The 13,788-nt window shown below is 46.3% G+C and carries 15 protein-coding genes; 3 read left to right on the forward strand and 12 right to left on the reverse strand.

Annotated elements, in window-relative coordinates; genetic code table 11:
- Positions 1–2 precede the first annotated feature (2 nt).
- The 7 genes from pilV to murJ all read right to left on the reverse strand — a co-directional run bounded on the left by pilV (position 3) and on the right by murJ (position 7,536).
- The gene (pilV, locus tag ACMXYP_RS16250; protein WP_415882691.1) at positions 3–530 is read right to left on the reverse strand and encodes a type IV pilus modification protein PilV; all 528 of its coding nucleotides are present in this window, start codon (positions 528–530) and stop codon (positions 3–5) included.
- Positions 491–1,054, reverse strand: coding sequence for a GspH/FimT family pseudopilin (locus tag ACMXYP_RS16255; RefSeq protein WP_415882693.1), 564 nt, complete (start codon positions 1,052–1,054; stop codon positions 491–493). Before ACMXYP_RS16255 ends, pilV begins: the two co-directional genes overlap by 40 nt.
- A 160-nt stretch (positions 1,055–1,214) precedes the next feature.
- On the reverse strand, positions 1,215–1,643 hold the full coding sequence (locus ACMXYP_RS16260) for an FKBP-type peptidyl-prolyl cis-trans isomerase (protein WP_415882694.1): 429 nt from the start codon (positions 1,641–1,643) through the stop codon (positions 1,215–1,217).
- Complete coding sequence (gene lspA / locus ACMXYP_RS16265; RefSeq protein WP_415882695.1) at positions 1,640–2,170, reverse strand: signal peptidase II; 531 nt, start codon at positions 2,168–2,170, stop codon at positions 1,640–1,642. The genes ACMXYP_RS16260 and lspA overlap by 4 nt, the downstream gene beginning before the upstream one ends.
- Positions 2,170–4,986, reverse strand: a complete 2,817-nt coding sequence (gene ileS / locus ACMXYP_RS16270; RefSeq protein ID WP_415882696.1) for an isoleucine--tRNA ligase — start codon at positions 4,984–4,986, stop codon at positions 2,170–2,172. The genes lspA and ileS overlap by 1 nt, the downstream gene beginning before the upstream one ends.
- A 16-nt stretch (positions 4,987–5,002) precedes the next feature.
- Positions 5,003–5,935 carry a bifunctional riboflavin kinase/FAD synthetase gene (gene ribF, locus ACMXYP_RS16275; RefSeq protein ID WP_415882697.1) on the reverse strand — a complete coding sequence of 311 codons (933 nt, stop codon included), beginning with the start codon at positions 5,933–5,935 and terminating at the stop codon, positions 5,003–5,005.
- 104 nt (positions 5,936–6,039) lie between these two features.
- Positions 6,040–7,536, reverse strand: a complete 1,497-nt coding sequence (murJ, locus tag ACMXYP_RS16280; protein ID WP_415884688.1) for a murein biosynthesis integral membrane protein MurJ — start codon at positions 7,534–7,536, stop codon at positions 6,040–6,042.
- A gap of 247 nt (positions 7,537–7,783) precedes the next feature.
- Between murJ and rpsT the strand changes: the two genes are divergently transcribed.
- The gene (gene rpsT / locus ACMXYP_RS16285; RefSeq protein WP_415882698.1) at positions 7,784–8,044 is read left to right on the forward strand and encodes a 30S ribosomal protein S20; all 261 of its coding nucleotides are present in this window, start codon (positions 7,784–7,786) and stop codon (positions 8,042–8,044) included.
- 64 nt (positions 8,045–8,108) lie between these two features.
- Here the strand turns inward: rpsT and proB are convergent, their stop codons facing one another.
- The 4 genes from proB to rplU all read right to left on the reverse strand — a co-directional run bounded on the left by proB (position 8,109) and on the right by rplU (position 11,228).
- Positions 8,109–9,233 (reverse strand): glutamate 5-kinase, encoded by a 1,125-nt coding sequence (gene proB, locus ACMXYP_RS16290; RefSeq protein ID WP_415882699.1) that lies wholly within the window; start codon positions 9,231–9,233, stop codon positions 8,109–8,111.
- A gap of 47 nt (positions 9,234–9,280) precedes the next feature.
- Positions 9,281–10,480 carry an Obg family GTPase CgtA gene (gene cgtA / locus ACMXYP_RS16295; protein ID WP_415882700.1) on the reverse strand — a complete coding sequence of 400 codons (1,200 nt, stop codon included), beginning with the start codon at positions 10,478–10,480 and terminating at the stop codon, positions 9,281–9,283.
- 151 nt (positions 10,481–10,631) lie between these two features.
- Positions 10,632–10,889 carry a 50S ribosomal protein L27 gene (gene rpmA / locus ACMXYP_RS16300; RefSeq protein ID WP_415882701.1) on the reverse strand — a complete coding sequence of 86 codons (258 nt, stop codon included), beginning with the start codon at positions 10,887–10,889 and terminating at the stop codon, positions 10,632–10,634.
- 27 nt (positions 10,890–10,916) lie between these two features.
- The gene (gene rplU, locus ACMXYP_RS16305) at positions 10,917–11,228 is read right to left on the reverse strand and encodes a 50S ribosomal protein L21 (protein ID WP_286240327.1); all 312 of its coding nucleotides are present in this window, start codon (positions 11,226–11,228) and stop codon (positions 10,917–10,919) included.
- Positions 11,229–11,473: 245 nt separating this feature from the next.
- On the opposite strand from rplU, the gene ispB reads away from it, so the two are divergent.
- Positions 11,474–12,442: an octaprenyl diphosphate synthase gene (gene ispB, locus ACMXYP_RS16310; RefSeq protein ID WP_415882702.1), complete on the forward strand. Its 969-nt coding sequence runs from the start codon at positions 11,474–11,476 to the stop codon at positions 12,440–12,442.
- Positions 12,443–12,496: 54 nt separating this feature from the next.
- Here the strand turns inward: ispB and ACMXYP_RS16315 are convergent, their stop codons facing one another.
- Positions 12,497–13,108, reverse strand: a complete 612-nt coding sequence (locus ACMXYP_RS16315; RefSeq protein WP_415882703.1) for a thiopurine S-methyltransferase — start codon at positions 13,106–13,108, stop codon at positions 12,497–12,499.
- Between the two features lie 129 nt (positions 13,109–13,237).
- On the opposite strand from ACMXYP_RS16315, the gene fabA reads away from it, so the two are divergent.
- Positions 13,238–13,753 carry a 3-hydroxyacyl-[acyl-carrier-protein] dehydratase FabA gene (gene fabA / locus ACMXYP_RS16320; RefSeq protein WP_415882704.1) on the forward strand — a complete coding sequence of 172 codons (516 nt, stop codon included), beginning with the start codon at positions 13,238–13,240 and terminating at the stop codon, positions 13,751–13,753.
- Positions 13,754–13,788 lie beyond the last annotated feature (35 nt).

Here is a 13,788-nt window from a genome sequence, read left to right on the forward strand (position 1 = left end):
CATCATAATTCGATACTCACACTAAACTGGGCTGTAGCACCTGATGCACTTTTATCATCATTCCACCAGACATAAACCACTACGGGGTTATCCGAGTTTGCTGCTTCGCAATCTGGCGCCCCCATATCATCGTCGGCTAGATCACTTCTACATACTCGGCCATCGCCTAAAGGGAGCTCAGCATCAATAGCTTCTTGCCACTCCCAAATATCATGAGATGCCATTTCATCTGCATCACACCCTGATGCAGAACCTGTGTAATTGATGCAATCAGTATTCTCAGCGCCACTCGCCACAAAATAGCTGCCCGCATTAACCTCGTCCATATTTGCTCGCATACGATCTGCTATATCATAAGCGAACAAGGTTGCTTGACTACGATAGTAAGCACTCTGATTCTGTTTCAAAGATGACACTTGAAGGCCCGCTAGCCCTAACAAACCAACAGATATGATCACTAAAGCGATCATTACCTCAATCAAATTAAAGCCTAATTGTTGTCTGCGCATGCCGCCGTACTCGCTTGCCATTCTTGACACATCCTAATTCTGCCTGTGGGCCTTAAAAATATGGCCATGCCTATATCGGCATCACCACTATCAGAAATAGTAAAGGTTTCATCATCTGTGGTTGCCAGATCAAGAAGGCCTATACCTTCATAAACAAAAACATCCCCACGGGTATACTGTACCGAAACAGAATCGGCAATATCTGCATAGACTTTAATCAGTTCATCTGCATCAACTGTCTGATCATCATCTGCATCTAGGAACACTAGCCAACCCTCAGACCAATCCGCATTTCCTGCTGTCTGAGAGGTACCAGCACAAGTAGCACCGTCTGTTGTTCGACAAACTGCAACCCTATCACCACGCTTGATCGCTTCAGAACGAGCCAAAGAAATGCTAGAAATTAGCAGCTCTTTAGATGCGGCAAGACGGCTAGATGCAACAAAGCCAGAAAAGTTAGGTACTGCTATAAACAACAGAACCGCGAGGAGCGCGATTGTGATCATCAGCTCTATAAGAGTGAAGCCTTTTTCCCTAAACAACATTTACGACATCCAATAAATAAAGTTCTTATAATTTAAGATTAGTCGTTTAAGGGAACATACGCCATAGGTAGATTTTTACGAGGGGTCTCAAGTAAGAATAGCTTAAGATAGAACAAATACAAAAAACCCGAATTAAAAAATTCGGGTTCTTAATTTCACCTTAGCTAACTTGAAGAATCTCTACCTGGAAATCTAGCTTCTTCCCTGCCAGCGGATGATTAAAATCAACCGAAACCATCTTATCATCAAATTCGGCTATTACACCTGGAAGCTCACCATTACCAGCATCCGCGAATGAGATAACCAAACCTTGTTCTAATTCCATGCCCTCAAACTGACTGCGAGGGATATTTTGCACATTACTTGGATTACTCATTCCAAAGCCATTTTCTGGTAGGATTTTTAGGGTTTGTTTTGTCCCTTCTTCCAAGCCGAACAGTGCTTTTTCAAAACCTTCCAACAAATTACCATCACCCACAGTAAATGTCGCGGGTTCGGCTTCAAAATTAGAATCAATTATTTGACCGTCTTCCAGTTTAATTGCGAAGTGCAGCGTAACGGTTTTACCCGGACCGATCAATTTACTCATTGTGAACTCTCTTCAAATGATTTGCGCTTCCCTTCCAGAAATAACATATCCAGAATCAGAATAATCGCTCCAATCGTAATAGCGGTATCCGCAATATTAAAAGCAGGGAAGTAATAATTCTGATAATGCAGGGAGATGAAATCAATCACATACCCTTGTACTGCCCGATCGTATAGATTGCCTAAAGCACCACCCAATACGAGAGACAGTGCTAGACCTAACCACCAATATATACGAGGCGTACGCTTTAGCCAGATCACCAGTACAACACTCACGACCAAAGCAATTGCTACAAAGAACCAACGCTGCCAGCCACCTGCTTCTGACAAGAAGCTAAAAGCAGCGCCAGTGTTGAACAACAGCGTTAGGTCGAACATTGGCAGTACGGGATTAGGATCGGCATACTTTAAATTAGTTACCGCTAAGTATTTACTACCTAAATCCAGTACAATCACCAGCAGCGAGAGCACACCCCAGATGAGGCAGCTCCGCACTGGTTGTGTTTGTTGTTCAGTGCTCAGTGTCATTAAGCAAAGCTACGGCTTTCACCGGCACCTTTAACGTTATCAACACAACGACCACATAGCTCAGGATCGTCTGAGTCCTGACCTACATCTTCACGGAAGTGCCAGCAACGTGGACACTTATCAGCAGCACTTTTAACTACGCTAACCTTAAGCCCTTCAAGCTCTGTATCATTAGCATCTTGTGCATCAGCTAATGGGGCTACTGCCGCTTTTGATGTGATCAAAACGAAACGCAACTCGTCTTCTAGTTTACCTAGTAGAGCCTGTAGAGCGTCATCGCAATACAAAGTCACTTCAGCTTCTAAGCTACCACCAATGTTGCCATCGCTACGTTCAGTTTCTAACTGTTTATTAACCGCAGTTTTCACTGTCATTACCTGTTCCCAGTAGGCAGAATCAAATGCGCTATCCGCAGGTAATTTGGTTAGGCCCTGATACCACGTATCCAAATGAACAGACTCTGTACGCTCGCCTGCAAGCGTTGCCCAGATCTCATCAGCAGTGAAACTACAAATTGGCGCAATCCAACGAACCAACGCTTCAACAATATGATAAAGCGCAGTCTGAGCAGAACGACGCGCATGTGAATCAGTCGCTGCTGTGTATTGACGATCTTTGATGATATCTAGGTAGAAACCACCCATATCCTGAGAACAGAAGTGGGATACTTTCTGAAATACCTGCAGGAATTCATATTGGTTGAAGTGCTCGATTAGCTCTTCTTGCAAACGAGCTGCACGATCTACTGCCCAAGCATCCAACGCGACCATATCTTCAGGCTTCACCATGTGCTGGGCAGGATCAAAGCCGCTTAGGTTAGCCAAGAAGAAACGCGCCGTGTTACGAATACGACGATAAGCATCCGCAGCACGCTTTAAGATATCGTCAGAACAAGTCATCTCACCGCTGTAGTCAGTTGAAGCAACCCATAGACGCAAGATATCCGCGCCGTACTTGTTCATTACTTCCTGTGGCGATACAACATTACCAACCGACTTAGACATCTTGCGGCCTTGACCATCAACGGTAAAGCCGTGCGTTAGCACCTGTTTGTATGGCGCTTTGCCTTTGATAGCAATCGCAGTTTTCAAAGAAGACTGGAACCAACCACGGTGCTGATCCGAACCTTCAAGATACATATCAGCTGGGTATTCCAAGTTGTCACGCTGATCAACGACAGAATAGTGCGTCACACCCGAATCAAACCAAACATCCAAGGTATCAGTTACTTTTTCATACTGATCAGCCTCGTCGCCCAATACTTCTGCAGCATCCAGATCGAACCATGCATCCATACCCACTTTTTCAACACGCACAGCAACCTGTTCGATTAGCTCTGGCGTATTCGGGTGTAGTTGCTGAGTTTCTTTGTGGATAAACAGTGCAATTGGCACACCCCAAGTACGTTGACGGGATACACACCAATCAGGGCTCTGCTCAACCATCGCTTCGATACGGTTTTGACCCCAACCAGGGAACCACTCAACACCTTTGATCGCTTCTAGAGCATCTTTCTTCAGGCCCTTCTCTTCCATGCTTACGAACCACTGAGGCGTTGCACGGTAGATCAATGGCGTTTTAGTACGCCAGCAATGAGGGTAGCTGTGCTGGAACTTATGTTCCAATACAAGCTTGTTGTTTTCGGTTAATAGAGCAACAACTTTATCGTCAACTTTATAAACGTGCTCGCCTGCAAATACGCCTGCACCTTCACCTAGAACACCCGAAGCGTTCACTAGGTTCATTGTGCCGATACCGTATTTACGGCCAACCTCAAAGTCTTCCACACCATGGTCTGGTGCTGTGTGTACGGCACCTGTACCCGCATCAAGGGTTACGTGATCGCCCAAGATGACAGGAACTGTACGCTCATAGAATGGGTGCTGTAGTTCAAATTTCTCTAGGGCTTGGCCCTGACAACGACCAACGATGCTGTACTCTTCAACACCGTAACGCTTCATAGCATCTTCAACTAAGCCTTCCGCTAGAAGAATACGCTCTGCACCTAAACCTAGATCTAGTTGAACAAGAACGTAGTCTAGCTCACCACCTAGAGATACCGCTTGGTTAGATGGCAGTGTCCAAGGCGTTGTTGTCCAGATAACAACTGACGCTTCGCCTTCACCTTCAAGACCCTCAAATTTCGCAAGGAAACCGTCCTGATCAACCGGGGTGAAACGCACATCGATCGCTGTAGAAGTCTTGTCCTGATATTCCACTTCAGCTTCAGCGAGGGCAGAACCACCCACAACACTCCAGTAAACTGGCTTGAAGCCTTTAACTAGGTGGCCATTTTCAACGATTTTACCCAAAGCACGGATGATATTGGCTTCGGTATCAAAATTCATTGTTAGGTATGGGTTATCCCAATCACCTAGAACACCTAAACGGATAAAATCTTTCTTCTGACCTTCAACCTGTCGTGCCGCGTAGTCACGGCACTTCTGACGGAAGTCTTTGTGAGACAGTTTTACACCCGCTTTGCCGTGCTTAGTCTCAACCTTATGTTCGATTGGCAGACCATGACAGTCCCAACCCGGCACATAAGGCGCGTCAAATCCGCTCATTGTTTTGGATTTGATAATAATGTCTTTCAGAATCTTATTAACCGAGTGACCAATGTGAATATCACCGTTTGCGTATGGAGGCCCATCGTGCAAAGTGAACTTATCGCGGCCAGCACTGACTTCGCGAATTTTCTGGTACAGATCCATCTTCTGCCAACCCTGTAGCATTTTCGGCTCACGCTGAGCCAAATTGCCACGCATTGGGAAGGCTGTTTCCGGAAGGTTCAATGTTGCTTTGTAATCGGTCATGGTTATAAGTTCCGAATTAACTACGGGTGCGGTCAAAGTAAGCCCGCACATCTTCAATATCTGCAAAAATTTGTTGTTTAAGCGCGTCGATATCTGAGAACTTGCGCTCATCACGAATAAACTGCTTAAACTCGACAGTTAGCAACTGCCCATAAATATCTTTATCAAAATCAAACAGGTGTGCTTCAAGCACCGGCTGCTGACCACATACGGTTGGGCGTATACCAACGTTACACACACCCTGAGCAGTAAAATTTGGGCCTTTAACTTCTACCGCATAGACCCCGCGCAAAGGGCAAGCATAACGATGCATACGTACATTTGCCGTTGGCACTCCGAGCTGGCGGCCCAGTTTTTGGCCATGCATCACACGACCAGAAACAGCATAAGGGCGTCCGAGTAAAACGGCAGCCGCTTCAAGATCATTCTGCTGTAACACACTGCGAATACGCGTACTGCTGACACGTTCATCAGCATTCAAAAACGTTTGTGTATTTACCACTGTAAAGTCGTGACGTTCGCCTGCATCACACAACATGTTGTAATCACCTGAACGATCACAACCAAAACGAAAATCATCGCCAACAACAAAATGCTTCACCGCTAAACCATGCAGTAATAGCTCTTGTACAAACTGCTCCGCTGTCATCGCACGTAGACGGTCGTTAAAATTTAGGCAAAGATGGCGATCGATACCCTCTGCCTGCAACAATCTGTACTTTTCGCCAAAACGGGTTAAGCGCGGTGGTGCTTTATCACCTGCAAAGAACTCTTGAGGCTGAGGCTCAAAGGTAATCACAACGGAAGGCAGGTTTAGCTCCTTCGCTTTTGCCTTTACCTGAGCAAGCACCTGTCGATGGCCTAAATGCACGCCATCAAAATTGCCGATAGTTGCGACACAACCTCGGTGTTTTTCGCGCAGGTTATGTAATCCGCGAATTAGTTCCATCAGGTACTCTTGCTACTGCCAAAAATAAACGCGGCATTATAGCTCAGATAATATCCAACCTGTACTACTGTGACCCGCTGTAAGCAACAGAATGCAAAATAAACTTAATTATGCTTCAAATGACGCACTCTCAAGCCTGCAAAAGCCAACACAACAGCATAAACAGCCCCGCCAGCAACCACCAAAATCGCCATTTGAGAGATTCGCGCCCACAGATCCATCTGTAGCCACTCGTCAACTGAACCCATCAACTGGATGATGACAATAGCCATCGCCACATTAGCTACCAACATTCGTAGTAATTGCACGACCCAACCCGAAGACCAGCTAAACACGCCCGATTTAATCAACCCATACAACAACAAACCAGCATTCATAAACGCCGACATCGCTGTCGCAGCGGCCAAACCAACATGCGCAAACGGTCCAATAAGGATCAAGTTAAACACCATATTCGCCACAGCAGCTTGAATACCGATTTTCACTGGCGTTTTGGTGTCTTGGCGAGAGAAATAGCCCGTAGCCAAAACCTTAATCAGCATAAAGGCGAGCAAACCACAGGCATAAGCACGCAAACTAGCCGCAGCCATAAAGACATCACGATCAGTTAAAGCGCCATAGTGGAACAAGGTGATCAACAACGGTTCGGCCAACACAAACAACGCTACCGCCGCCGGTATACCGATAAACATCACCATCTGCATTGCCCAATTCAAAGTAGACGAAAACGCCTCTCCAGATTGAGTTGTATGCTTACGCGACAAGCTAGGTAGAATGACCGTCGCAATGGCGATTCCAAACACACCCAAAGGCAGCTCTGCCAGGCGATCTGAGTAATACAACCAAGAGACACTGCCGGTTTGTAGAAACGATGCCAACACCGTATCCAAAAGCAGGTTGATTTGAGTAACAGACACCCCAAACAATGCCGGAACCATCAGCGTCATGATGCGGCGAACACCTGGATCATTCCATCCCCAGACGGGTTTAGGTAAAAGATGAATACGCGCTAAAAACGGCAATTGGAAAACCAACTGCACCACGCCAGCAATCATGACACCCCAAGCCAAAGCTAAGATAGGTGGATCGAACAGCGGACTCAGGAAGATCGCAGAACAGATCAAACTGATATTAAGCAGTACAGGCGTGAACGCAGGCACAGCAAAACGCTCATAACTATTCAGAATAGAACCGGCAAACGCAGTCAACGATATCAACAGCAAATACGGAAACGTAATCCTCAGCATCTCGGCTGCGAGTTCAAATTTACCCTCATCCCCCATATAAAAACCTGGAGCAAACATAGCGGTTAACATGGGCGCCGCTACCACAGCCAATACAGTAATTGCGATTAAAATACTTCCCAACGTGCCCGCAACATAATTCACTAGCTGCTGAACGGCTTTTAGATCCCTTTGCGTACGATATTCTGATAACACCGGCACAAAAGCTTGAGCAAACGCCCCTTCAGCAAATAGCCGACGAAGAAAGTTAGGTATTTTAAACGCGACGAAGAAAGCATCAGCACTACCACTAGCACCAAAATAATTGGCAACCACAACGTCTCGCGCCAAACCGAGCACACGAGAAAGCATGGTCATCACACCAACCACGGCACTTGATCGCAGTAATCCCGCTGATTTTTTTACTTCCGTTTCCTGCTTCGACACCGCTTCCGCCTATAATTTCATGAATGACACTCAAGAGAATGGGAATATTACTGCTTCAACAAGAAAATTTCTGCAGTTTTATTGACAGACAGCTCTCAAATATGAATAATCTCGCCTCTAATTTTCGGCGTATACCAATAAGCCGATATCTTACTAACTAATTTTAAGGAGCCGGACTGTGGCAAATTCCGCAGGATCTCGTAAACGTGCTCGCCAGGCAGAGAAGCGTCGCCAGCATAACGCTAGCCTGCGTTCCATGGTACGTACCTACATCAAGAAAGTTGTTGCTGCTGTAGAAGCAGGCGAAAAAGCTGCTGCACAGGAAGCATTCCAAGCTGCACAGCCAGTTCTAGATGGTTCAGTGTCTAAAGGCATCTTCCACAAGAACAAAATCGCACGCACTAAGAGCCGTCTGAACAAACAGATTGCTGCTCTTTAATTAGAGCTAAGCGTAAAAAACCGGCTTATGCCGGTTTTTTTTGTGTCTAAATTTAGCCCCTCAATTAAGAGAGGACCAAATTATCCCTATGCACTAACTCTTCTTCACCCATAAAACCAAGAATGGATTCAATTTCACCACTCGGCTTACCGATGATTTTTTGCGCATCTCCAATACCGTAGTTCACCAAACCACGCGCAACGATACGACCAAATTCATCGCTAATGATCACCATCTCACCTCGAGAAAAGTCACCACTCACACTACGAACACCCGCTGGCAATAAACTCTTACCACGCTCACGCAGCGCCTTAACCGCACCCGCATCAAGCATAAGATTTCCACGCGCCTGCAAATGACCTGCAATCCACTGTTTGCGCGCCACCATAGGCCCCTTCTCAGGTACCAACAATGTACCTATATCTTCCGCCCCTCTTAAACGCAGAAGGACATTATCTTCACGACCACTCGCAATCATGGTCACAGCCCCAGAACGCGCCGCCAATTTAGCTGCACGCACTTTGGTCGCCATACCACCACGACCCAGCTTGCCACCATCACCCGCCATCGCCTCGAGCGCTTCATCACCCGCTCTCGCTTCGGAAATCAAAGTTGCTTCTGGATCATGACGCGGATCCGCCGTGAACAGGCCTTTTTGGTCAGTTAGCAAGATTAAAGCATCAGCTTGAACCAAGTTAGCCACCAGCGCTCCAAGCGTGTCGTTATCGCCAAAACGAATTTCTTTAGTGACAACCGTATCGTTCTCGTTAACAACTGGGACAACGCCTAACTCAAGCAACTCTTTTAAAGTCGCCTGAGCATTGAGATAACGCTTACGATTGGAGTGATCTTCATGTGTCAGAAGGATCTGCGCTGTATGGGTATTATGGCGCTGAAAGTTTGTTTCATAAGCCTGCACAAGGCCCATCTGCCCAACAGCCGCAGCCGCCTGAAGCTTAGAGACCTCATGCGGTCGCGAATCCCAACCTAGGCGAGTCATACCTTCAGCAACCGAACCCGAGGAAACCAACACAACCTCAAGACCAGACGCTTTCAGAGCAGCTATTTGATCCACCCAGCGACTGATTGCTTCAAGATCCAACCCCTTACCATCATTGGTGAGGAGCGCACTACCAATCTTTACCACCCAACGCTTTGCGCGCTTGAGTTTTTCCCTACCTACAGCCACTTAAAAACTCCTAACACCGTCTGCAGTAGCAACAATCACTTCAATTGCTATTCACGAACATATTCAACTTCAACGTCATAATCATCATCGTCAAAGTCGTCATCATCCAGATCTTCGCCCTCACGACGCGCTCGCATATCCGCACGCATCTGCTCAACACGCTCACGCGCCTCCGCATCAACCTGCTCACGAATCTGCTGCTCTTGCTCAAGGATAGAAGGATCTTCTTCTATCGCTTCTAGACGATGATCCAAAAACGCCTGAATATCGCGCATCATATCATCCGTGCCCTGCTGACTAAGCGCAGAGATACGATAAACCGGACCTTCCCATTGCAGCTCATCAATAACCGCCTGACAACGCGCCTCACGCTCTTCCTCAGGCACCATATCAAGCTTATTCAACACCAACCAACGCGGCTGATCCGCCAAAGTAGGACTAAACTTCTTCAGTTCACCCACCGCTACCGCAGCTGCCTGCTCAGGCGTAACATCATCCCAAGGCGCCATATCAACTAGATGTAACAAGATACGGTTACGCGCCAAGTGCTTAAGGAAACGAATACCTAAACCTGCCCCCTCAGCAGCACCTTCGATAATCCCCGGAATATCAGCAATCACAAAGCTACGATTCTGCTCAATTCGAACCACACCTAAATTAGGTACCAAAGTGGTAAACGGATAATTAGCCACTTTAGGCTTGGCCGCAGATACAGCACGGATCAAAGTTGATTTACCCGCATTAGGCAAACCTAACAAACCAACGTCCGCCAGAACCTTAAGCTCCAACTTAAGGTTTCGAGTCTCACCTATTGAACCCTTGGTTGTCTGACGCGGCGCACGGTTAACACTACTCTTGAAACGCGTGTTACCCAAACCATGAAAACCACCTTGAGCAATTTTCTCGACCTGACCTATTTCGGTCATATCAGCAAGGATTTCATCAGTATCCGTATCGATAATAGTGGTGCCGACTGGTACTTTAAGCACCAGATCTTCACCCTTAGGCCCTGTACAATTTCGGCTCGTACCACCCTTGCCATTTTCAGACTTATAGTGACGTGTAAAACGGTAATCAATTAACGTATTCAGGTTTTCATCCGCTTCAAAAAACACCGAACCACCATCACCGCCGTCGCCACCATCAGGACCACCTTTGGGGATATACTTTTCACGCCGAAAGCTCATACACCCATTGCCACCCTTACCGGCCTCAACCGTGATGACTGCTTCATCGACAAACTTCATGTTATCCCCCAAAAGTTAAACGTAGGAAACCTACAATTAAGCCCTGAAAAACCACAAGACTCAGCGGTAGATCCCCTGAAAAATATTTTAAATAACTATAAACAAAAAAGCTCCGCCTTGGCGGAGCTTTTTAGAAGCTTAAAACCGTTGCTTACGCATCAACTACAGAGATGTATTGACGCTTCTGCGGGCCTTTAACTTCGAATTTAACAACGCCATCTGCTTTCGCAAATAGAGTATGGTCTTTACCACAGCCTACGTTTGTACCAGCGTGGAATTTAGTACCACGTTGACGAACTAGGATGTTACCTGCAGCAACTACTTGACCACCGTAACGCTTGACACCAAGTCGTTTCGACTCCGAGTCGCGACCGTTCTTAGTAGAACCACCAGCCTTCTTATGAGCCATCTATCTAACTCCTAAACTAGGTTAATATTAGGCAGAAATGCCAGTAATTTTAACTTCAGTGAACCACTGACGGTGGCCCTGACGCTTCATGTGGTGCTTACGACGCTTGAACTTGATGATCTCAACTTTCTTAGCGCGGCCGTGCTGAACAACTTCAGCAGTCACTTTAGCACCGTCAACAACTGGTGCGCCGATTTTGATGTCGTCGCCGTTGCCAACTAGCAGAACACGGTCAAACTCAACATTTGCGCCCGCTTCAGCCTGCAGTTTTTCCAGTTTAAGGGTTTCACCTTCCTGGACACGGTACTGTTTACCACCGCTTACGATTACTGCGTACATTTTAATCTCCGTTATTTGCCCACCCAGCTACTAGAAAAAGGCCTACTTCTAATGGTTACACCATATGGTAGGGAGCCATTATTGGATGGGTCAGGGCGCGCGATTATATAGCAAACCCACTTTATACACAACTAAGCTTCTTTATTTACATAGCGTAAAACCAGCATTTCTTGACAGAAACTATGCATACACCTAGCATGCGCTATTCTTGATTCCATTAAGTTTAGTAGCAGCCATTACTTATTATGCAGCCTCACCAGTTCAACCCTGTAATAGAACCTCAATTTGAAGCCGTAAACGATTACATCATTAATCACCTAGGCTCTAACGTACCTCTGGTAGAAAAAATTGGTCATTACATCGTTGAAAGCGGTGGTAAACGTCTTCGTCCGCTACTCGTATTGCTTGCTGCTAATGCTGCAAATTATCAAGGCGATAAGCACATCCCGCTAGCGGCGATTATCGAATTTATCCACACAGCCACGTTACTGCACGATGATGTAGTTGATAATTCTGACCTACGCCGCGGCAAAGATACCGCCAATGCAAAATGGGGCAATGCACCAAGCGTATTGGTCGGCGATTTCCTTTACTCCCGCGCATTTCAGGTATTAGTAGAAATTGGCTCAATGCCGATTATGGAAGTTATTTCCAATGCGACGAACGTTATCGCTGAAGGCGAAGTTCTACAGCTACTAAACACCAAAAATCCGGATACCACAGAAGAAGCCTACATGCAGGTTATTCTTGGTAAAACCGCTATGCTGTTTGAAGCCGCTACCGAAGCAGGCGCGATCCTTGCCGAAGCCAGCAAAGCAGAGCAAGAAGGCTTACGCTTGTATGGCTTACATTTAGGCACTGCTTTCCAACTTATCGACGATGTTATGGATTACTTATCCACAGCAGAAGAAATGGGTAAGAACGTGGGCGATGATCTGGCTGAAGGCAAAGCAACCCTGCCACTTATTCATGCGATGCGCACTGGTAACGACGAACAACGCAAACTAGTTCGTCAAGCAATTCGCAAAGGCGGTCTAGACGATCTTCAACCGATTATGGATATCGTAAAAGAGACTGGCGCTATCGAATACACCCAAGAGAAAGCCCAAGGCGAAGCCGATAAAGCGATAGCAGCACTTGATGCGCTACAAGACACATCATTCAAAGAAACGTTAATTCAAATTGCCAACTTGGCAGTAAAACGTAAAAGCTAAAAGCTTATATCTGTGCACTTAATTACCATTAATTAAGTGCATAGTTGACGCCATTCAGTCGCTCAGCAACCAAATCACTTCCTTCCGATCACCATCTAAAGCCTCACCTAAACACTCCACCTTGAAACGCTGGCCAAACAAGCTCTTTACCTCTTCACCAGAAACATTGAACGGTGGTCCTTGCGGGCTATCAAATTCCAAGGTCACTAACAAAATTTTCACACCCTTTGGTAACAATTCAATGAGCTTACTAGCATAGCCAGCTCGCATCTCCTTTGGCAAAGCCACCAGCGCCGCCCGATCATATACACCTTTTACATCCACTAAGCTTTCTTTGGTTATCGCAAAAACATCACCACAAAGAAGATTCAGATTTTCGCATCTGTGTGAGATAAATTTTGCAGCCTCACTCGTCTCCGCAACCAAACCATTCTCAGCAAAAAAGTCTAAGCAAGCATTTGGGTTGAGCTCTACACCCAATACATCATGACCACGATCTCGAAGCCAGAGCATATCCTTGCTTTTACCGCACAAAGGGACAAAAACCTTGTCACCAGCGGTCAAATCCATCTTTTCCCAATAAGAGACCAAGTAAGCGTTAATCTCCATTTGATGGAAACCTATTCGCCCTTCGGACCATTTTTGATGCCAAAAATCATGTTCCATTTCGCCTTTTACACCCTAAGTCGTAAACTTTTTATTCAATAAACCTGACACAGATCGTGCCTAGTTGCATTCAAATCTGTATAATTGCGCGATATTTTGACTTATAAAAACCTGGATAAACAGAAGCTAATGACAAGACCTTCCTCTTTTAATCGCGATGAGCTGCTGTCTTGCGGCCACGGCGAAATGTTTGGACCAGGCAATGCGCGCCTACCAATTGGCAACATGCTAATGATGGATCGCATCCTGGAAATCACCGAAGACGGTGGCGAATTCGGCAAAGGCGAGATTATCGCTGAGTTGGATATCAACCCAGATCTTTGGTTCTTCGGCTGCCATTTTGAGGAAGACCCAGTAATGCCAGGCTGTCTAGGTCTAGACGCTATGTGGCAGATTGTTGGCTTTTTCCTTGGCTGGAAAGGCAACCCAGGCCGCGGTCGCGCATTAGGATCTGGCGAAGTTAAATTCTTCGGACAGGTACTACCTACTGCGAAGAAAGTTACTTACCGTATCCAACTTAAACGCGTTATCGAGCGTAAGCTGGTTATGGGCATCGCGGACGGCAGCATGTCCGTTGATGGTCGTGAAATCTACACCGCGAAAGATCTTCGTGTAGGCCTATTCACATCTACAGAAGATTTCTGATCTATTAAGGCCCTGAATTCAGGGCCTTTCTTCTA

It is taken from the genome of Neptuniibacter sp. QD34_54 (assembly GCF_047778055.1).
In the GTDB taxonomy this organism is placed as follows: Bacteria; Pseudomonadota; Gammaproteobacteria; order Pseudomonadales; family Balneatricaceae; genus Neptuniibacter.

What these genes read in the sequence shown, in the direction of transcription:
- rpmA (WP_415882701.1), bottom strand. Translation starts at nt 10,889, where the DNA reads ATGGCTCATAAGAAGGCTGGTGGTTCTACTAAGAACGGTCGCGACTCG.
- ACMXYP_RS16255 (WP_415882693.1), bottom strand. Translation starts at nt 1,054, where the DNA reads ATGTTGTTTAGGGAAAAAGGCTTCACTCTTATAGAGCTGATGATCACA.
- fabA (WP_415882704.1), top strand. Translation starts at nt 13,238, where the DNA reads ATGACAAGACCTTCCTCTTTTAATCGCGATGAGCTGCTGTCTTGCGGC.
- ribF (WP_415882697.1), bottom strand. Translation starts at nt 5,935, where the DNA reads ATGGAACTAATTCGCGGATTACATAACCTGCGCGAAAAACACCGAGGT.
- pilV (WP_415882691.1), bottom strand. Translation starts at nt 530, where the DNA reads ATGGCAAGCGAGTACGGCGGCATGCGCAGACAACAATTAGGCTTTAAT.
- ACMXYP_RS16315 (WP_415882703.1), bottom strand. Translation starts at nt 13,108, where the DNA reads ATGGAACATGATTTTTGGCATCAAAAATGGTCCGAAGGGCGAATAGGT.
- lspA (WP_415882695.1), bottom strand. Translation starts at nt 2,170, where the DNA reads ATGACACTGAGCACTGAACAACAAACACAACCAGTGCGGAGCTGCCTC.
- ACMXYP_RS16260 (WP_415882694.1), bottom strand. Translation starts at nt 1,643, where the DNA reads ATGAGTAAATTGATCGGTCCGGGTAAAACCGTTACGCTGCACTTCGCA.
- murJ (WP_415884688.1), bottom strand. Translation starts at nt 7,536, where the DNA reads ATGACCATGCTTTCTCGTGTGCTCGGTTTGGCGCGAGACGTTGTGGTT.
- ispB (WP_415882702.1), top strand. Translation starts at nt 11,474, where the DNA reads ATGCAGCCTCACCAGTTCAACCCTGTAATAGAACCTCAATTTGAAGCC.
- ileS (WP_415882696.1), bottom strand. Translation starts at nt 4,986, where the DNA reads ATGACCGATTACAAAGCAACATTGAACCTTCCGGAAACAGCCTTCCCA.
- rplU (WP_286240327.1), bottom strand. Translation starts at nt 11,228, where the DNA reads ATGTACGCAGTAATCGTAAGCGGTGGTAAACAGTACCGTGTCCAGGAA.
- cgtA (WP_415882700.1), bottom strand. Translation starts at nt 10,480, where the DNA reads ATGAAGTTTGTCGATGAAGCAGTCATCACGGTTGAGGCCGGTAAGGGT.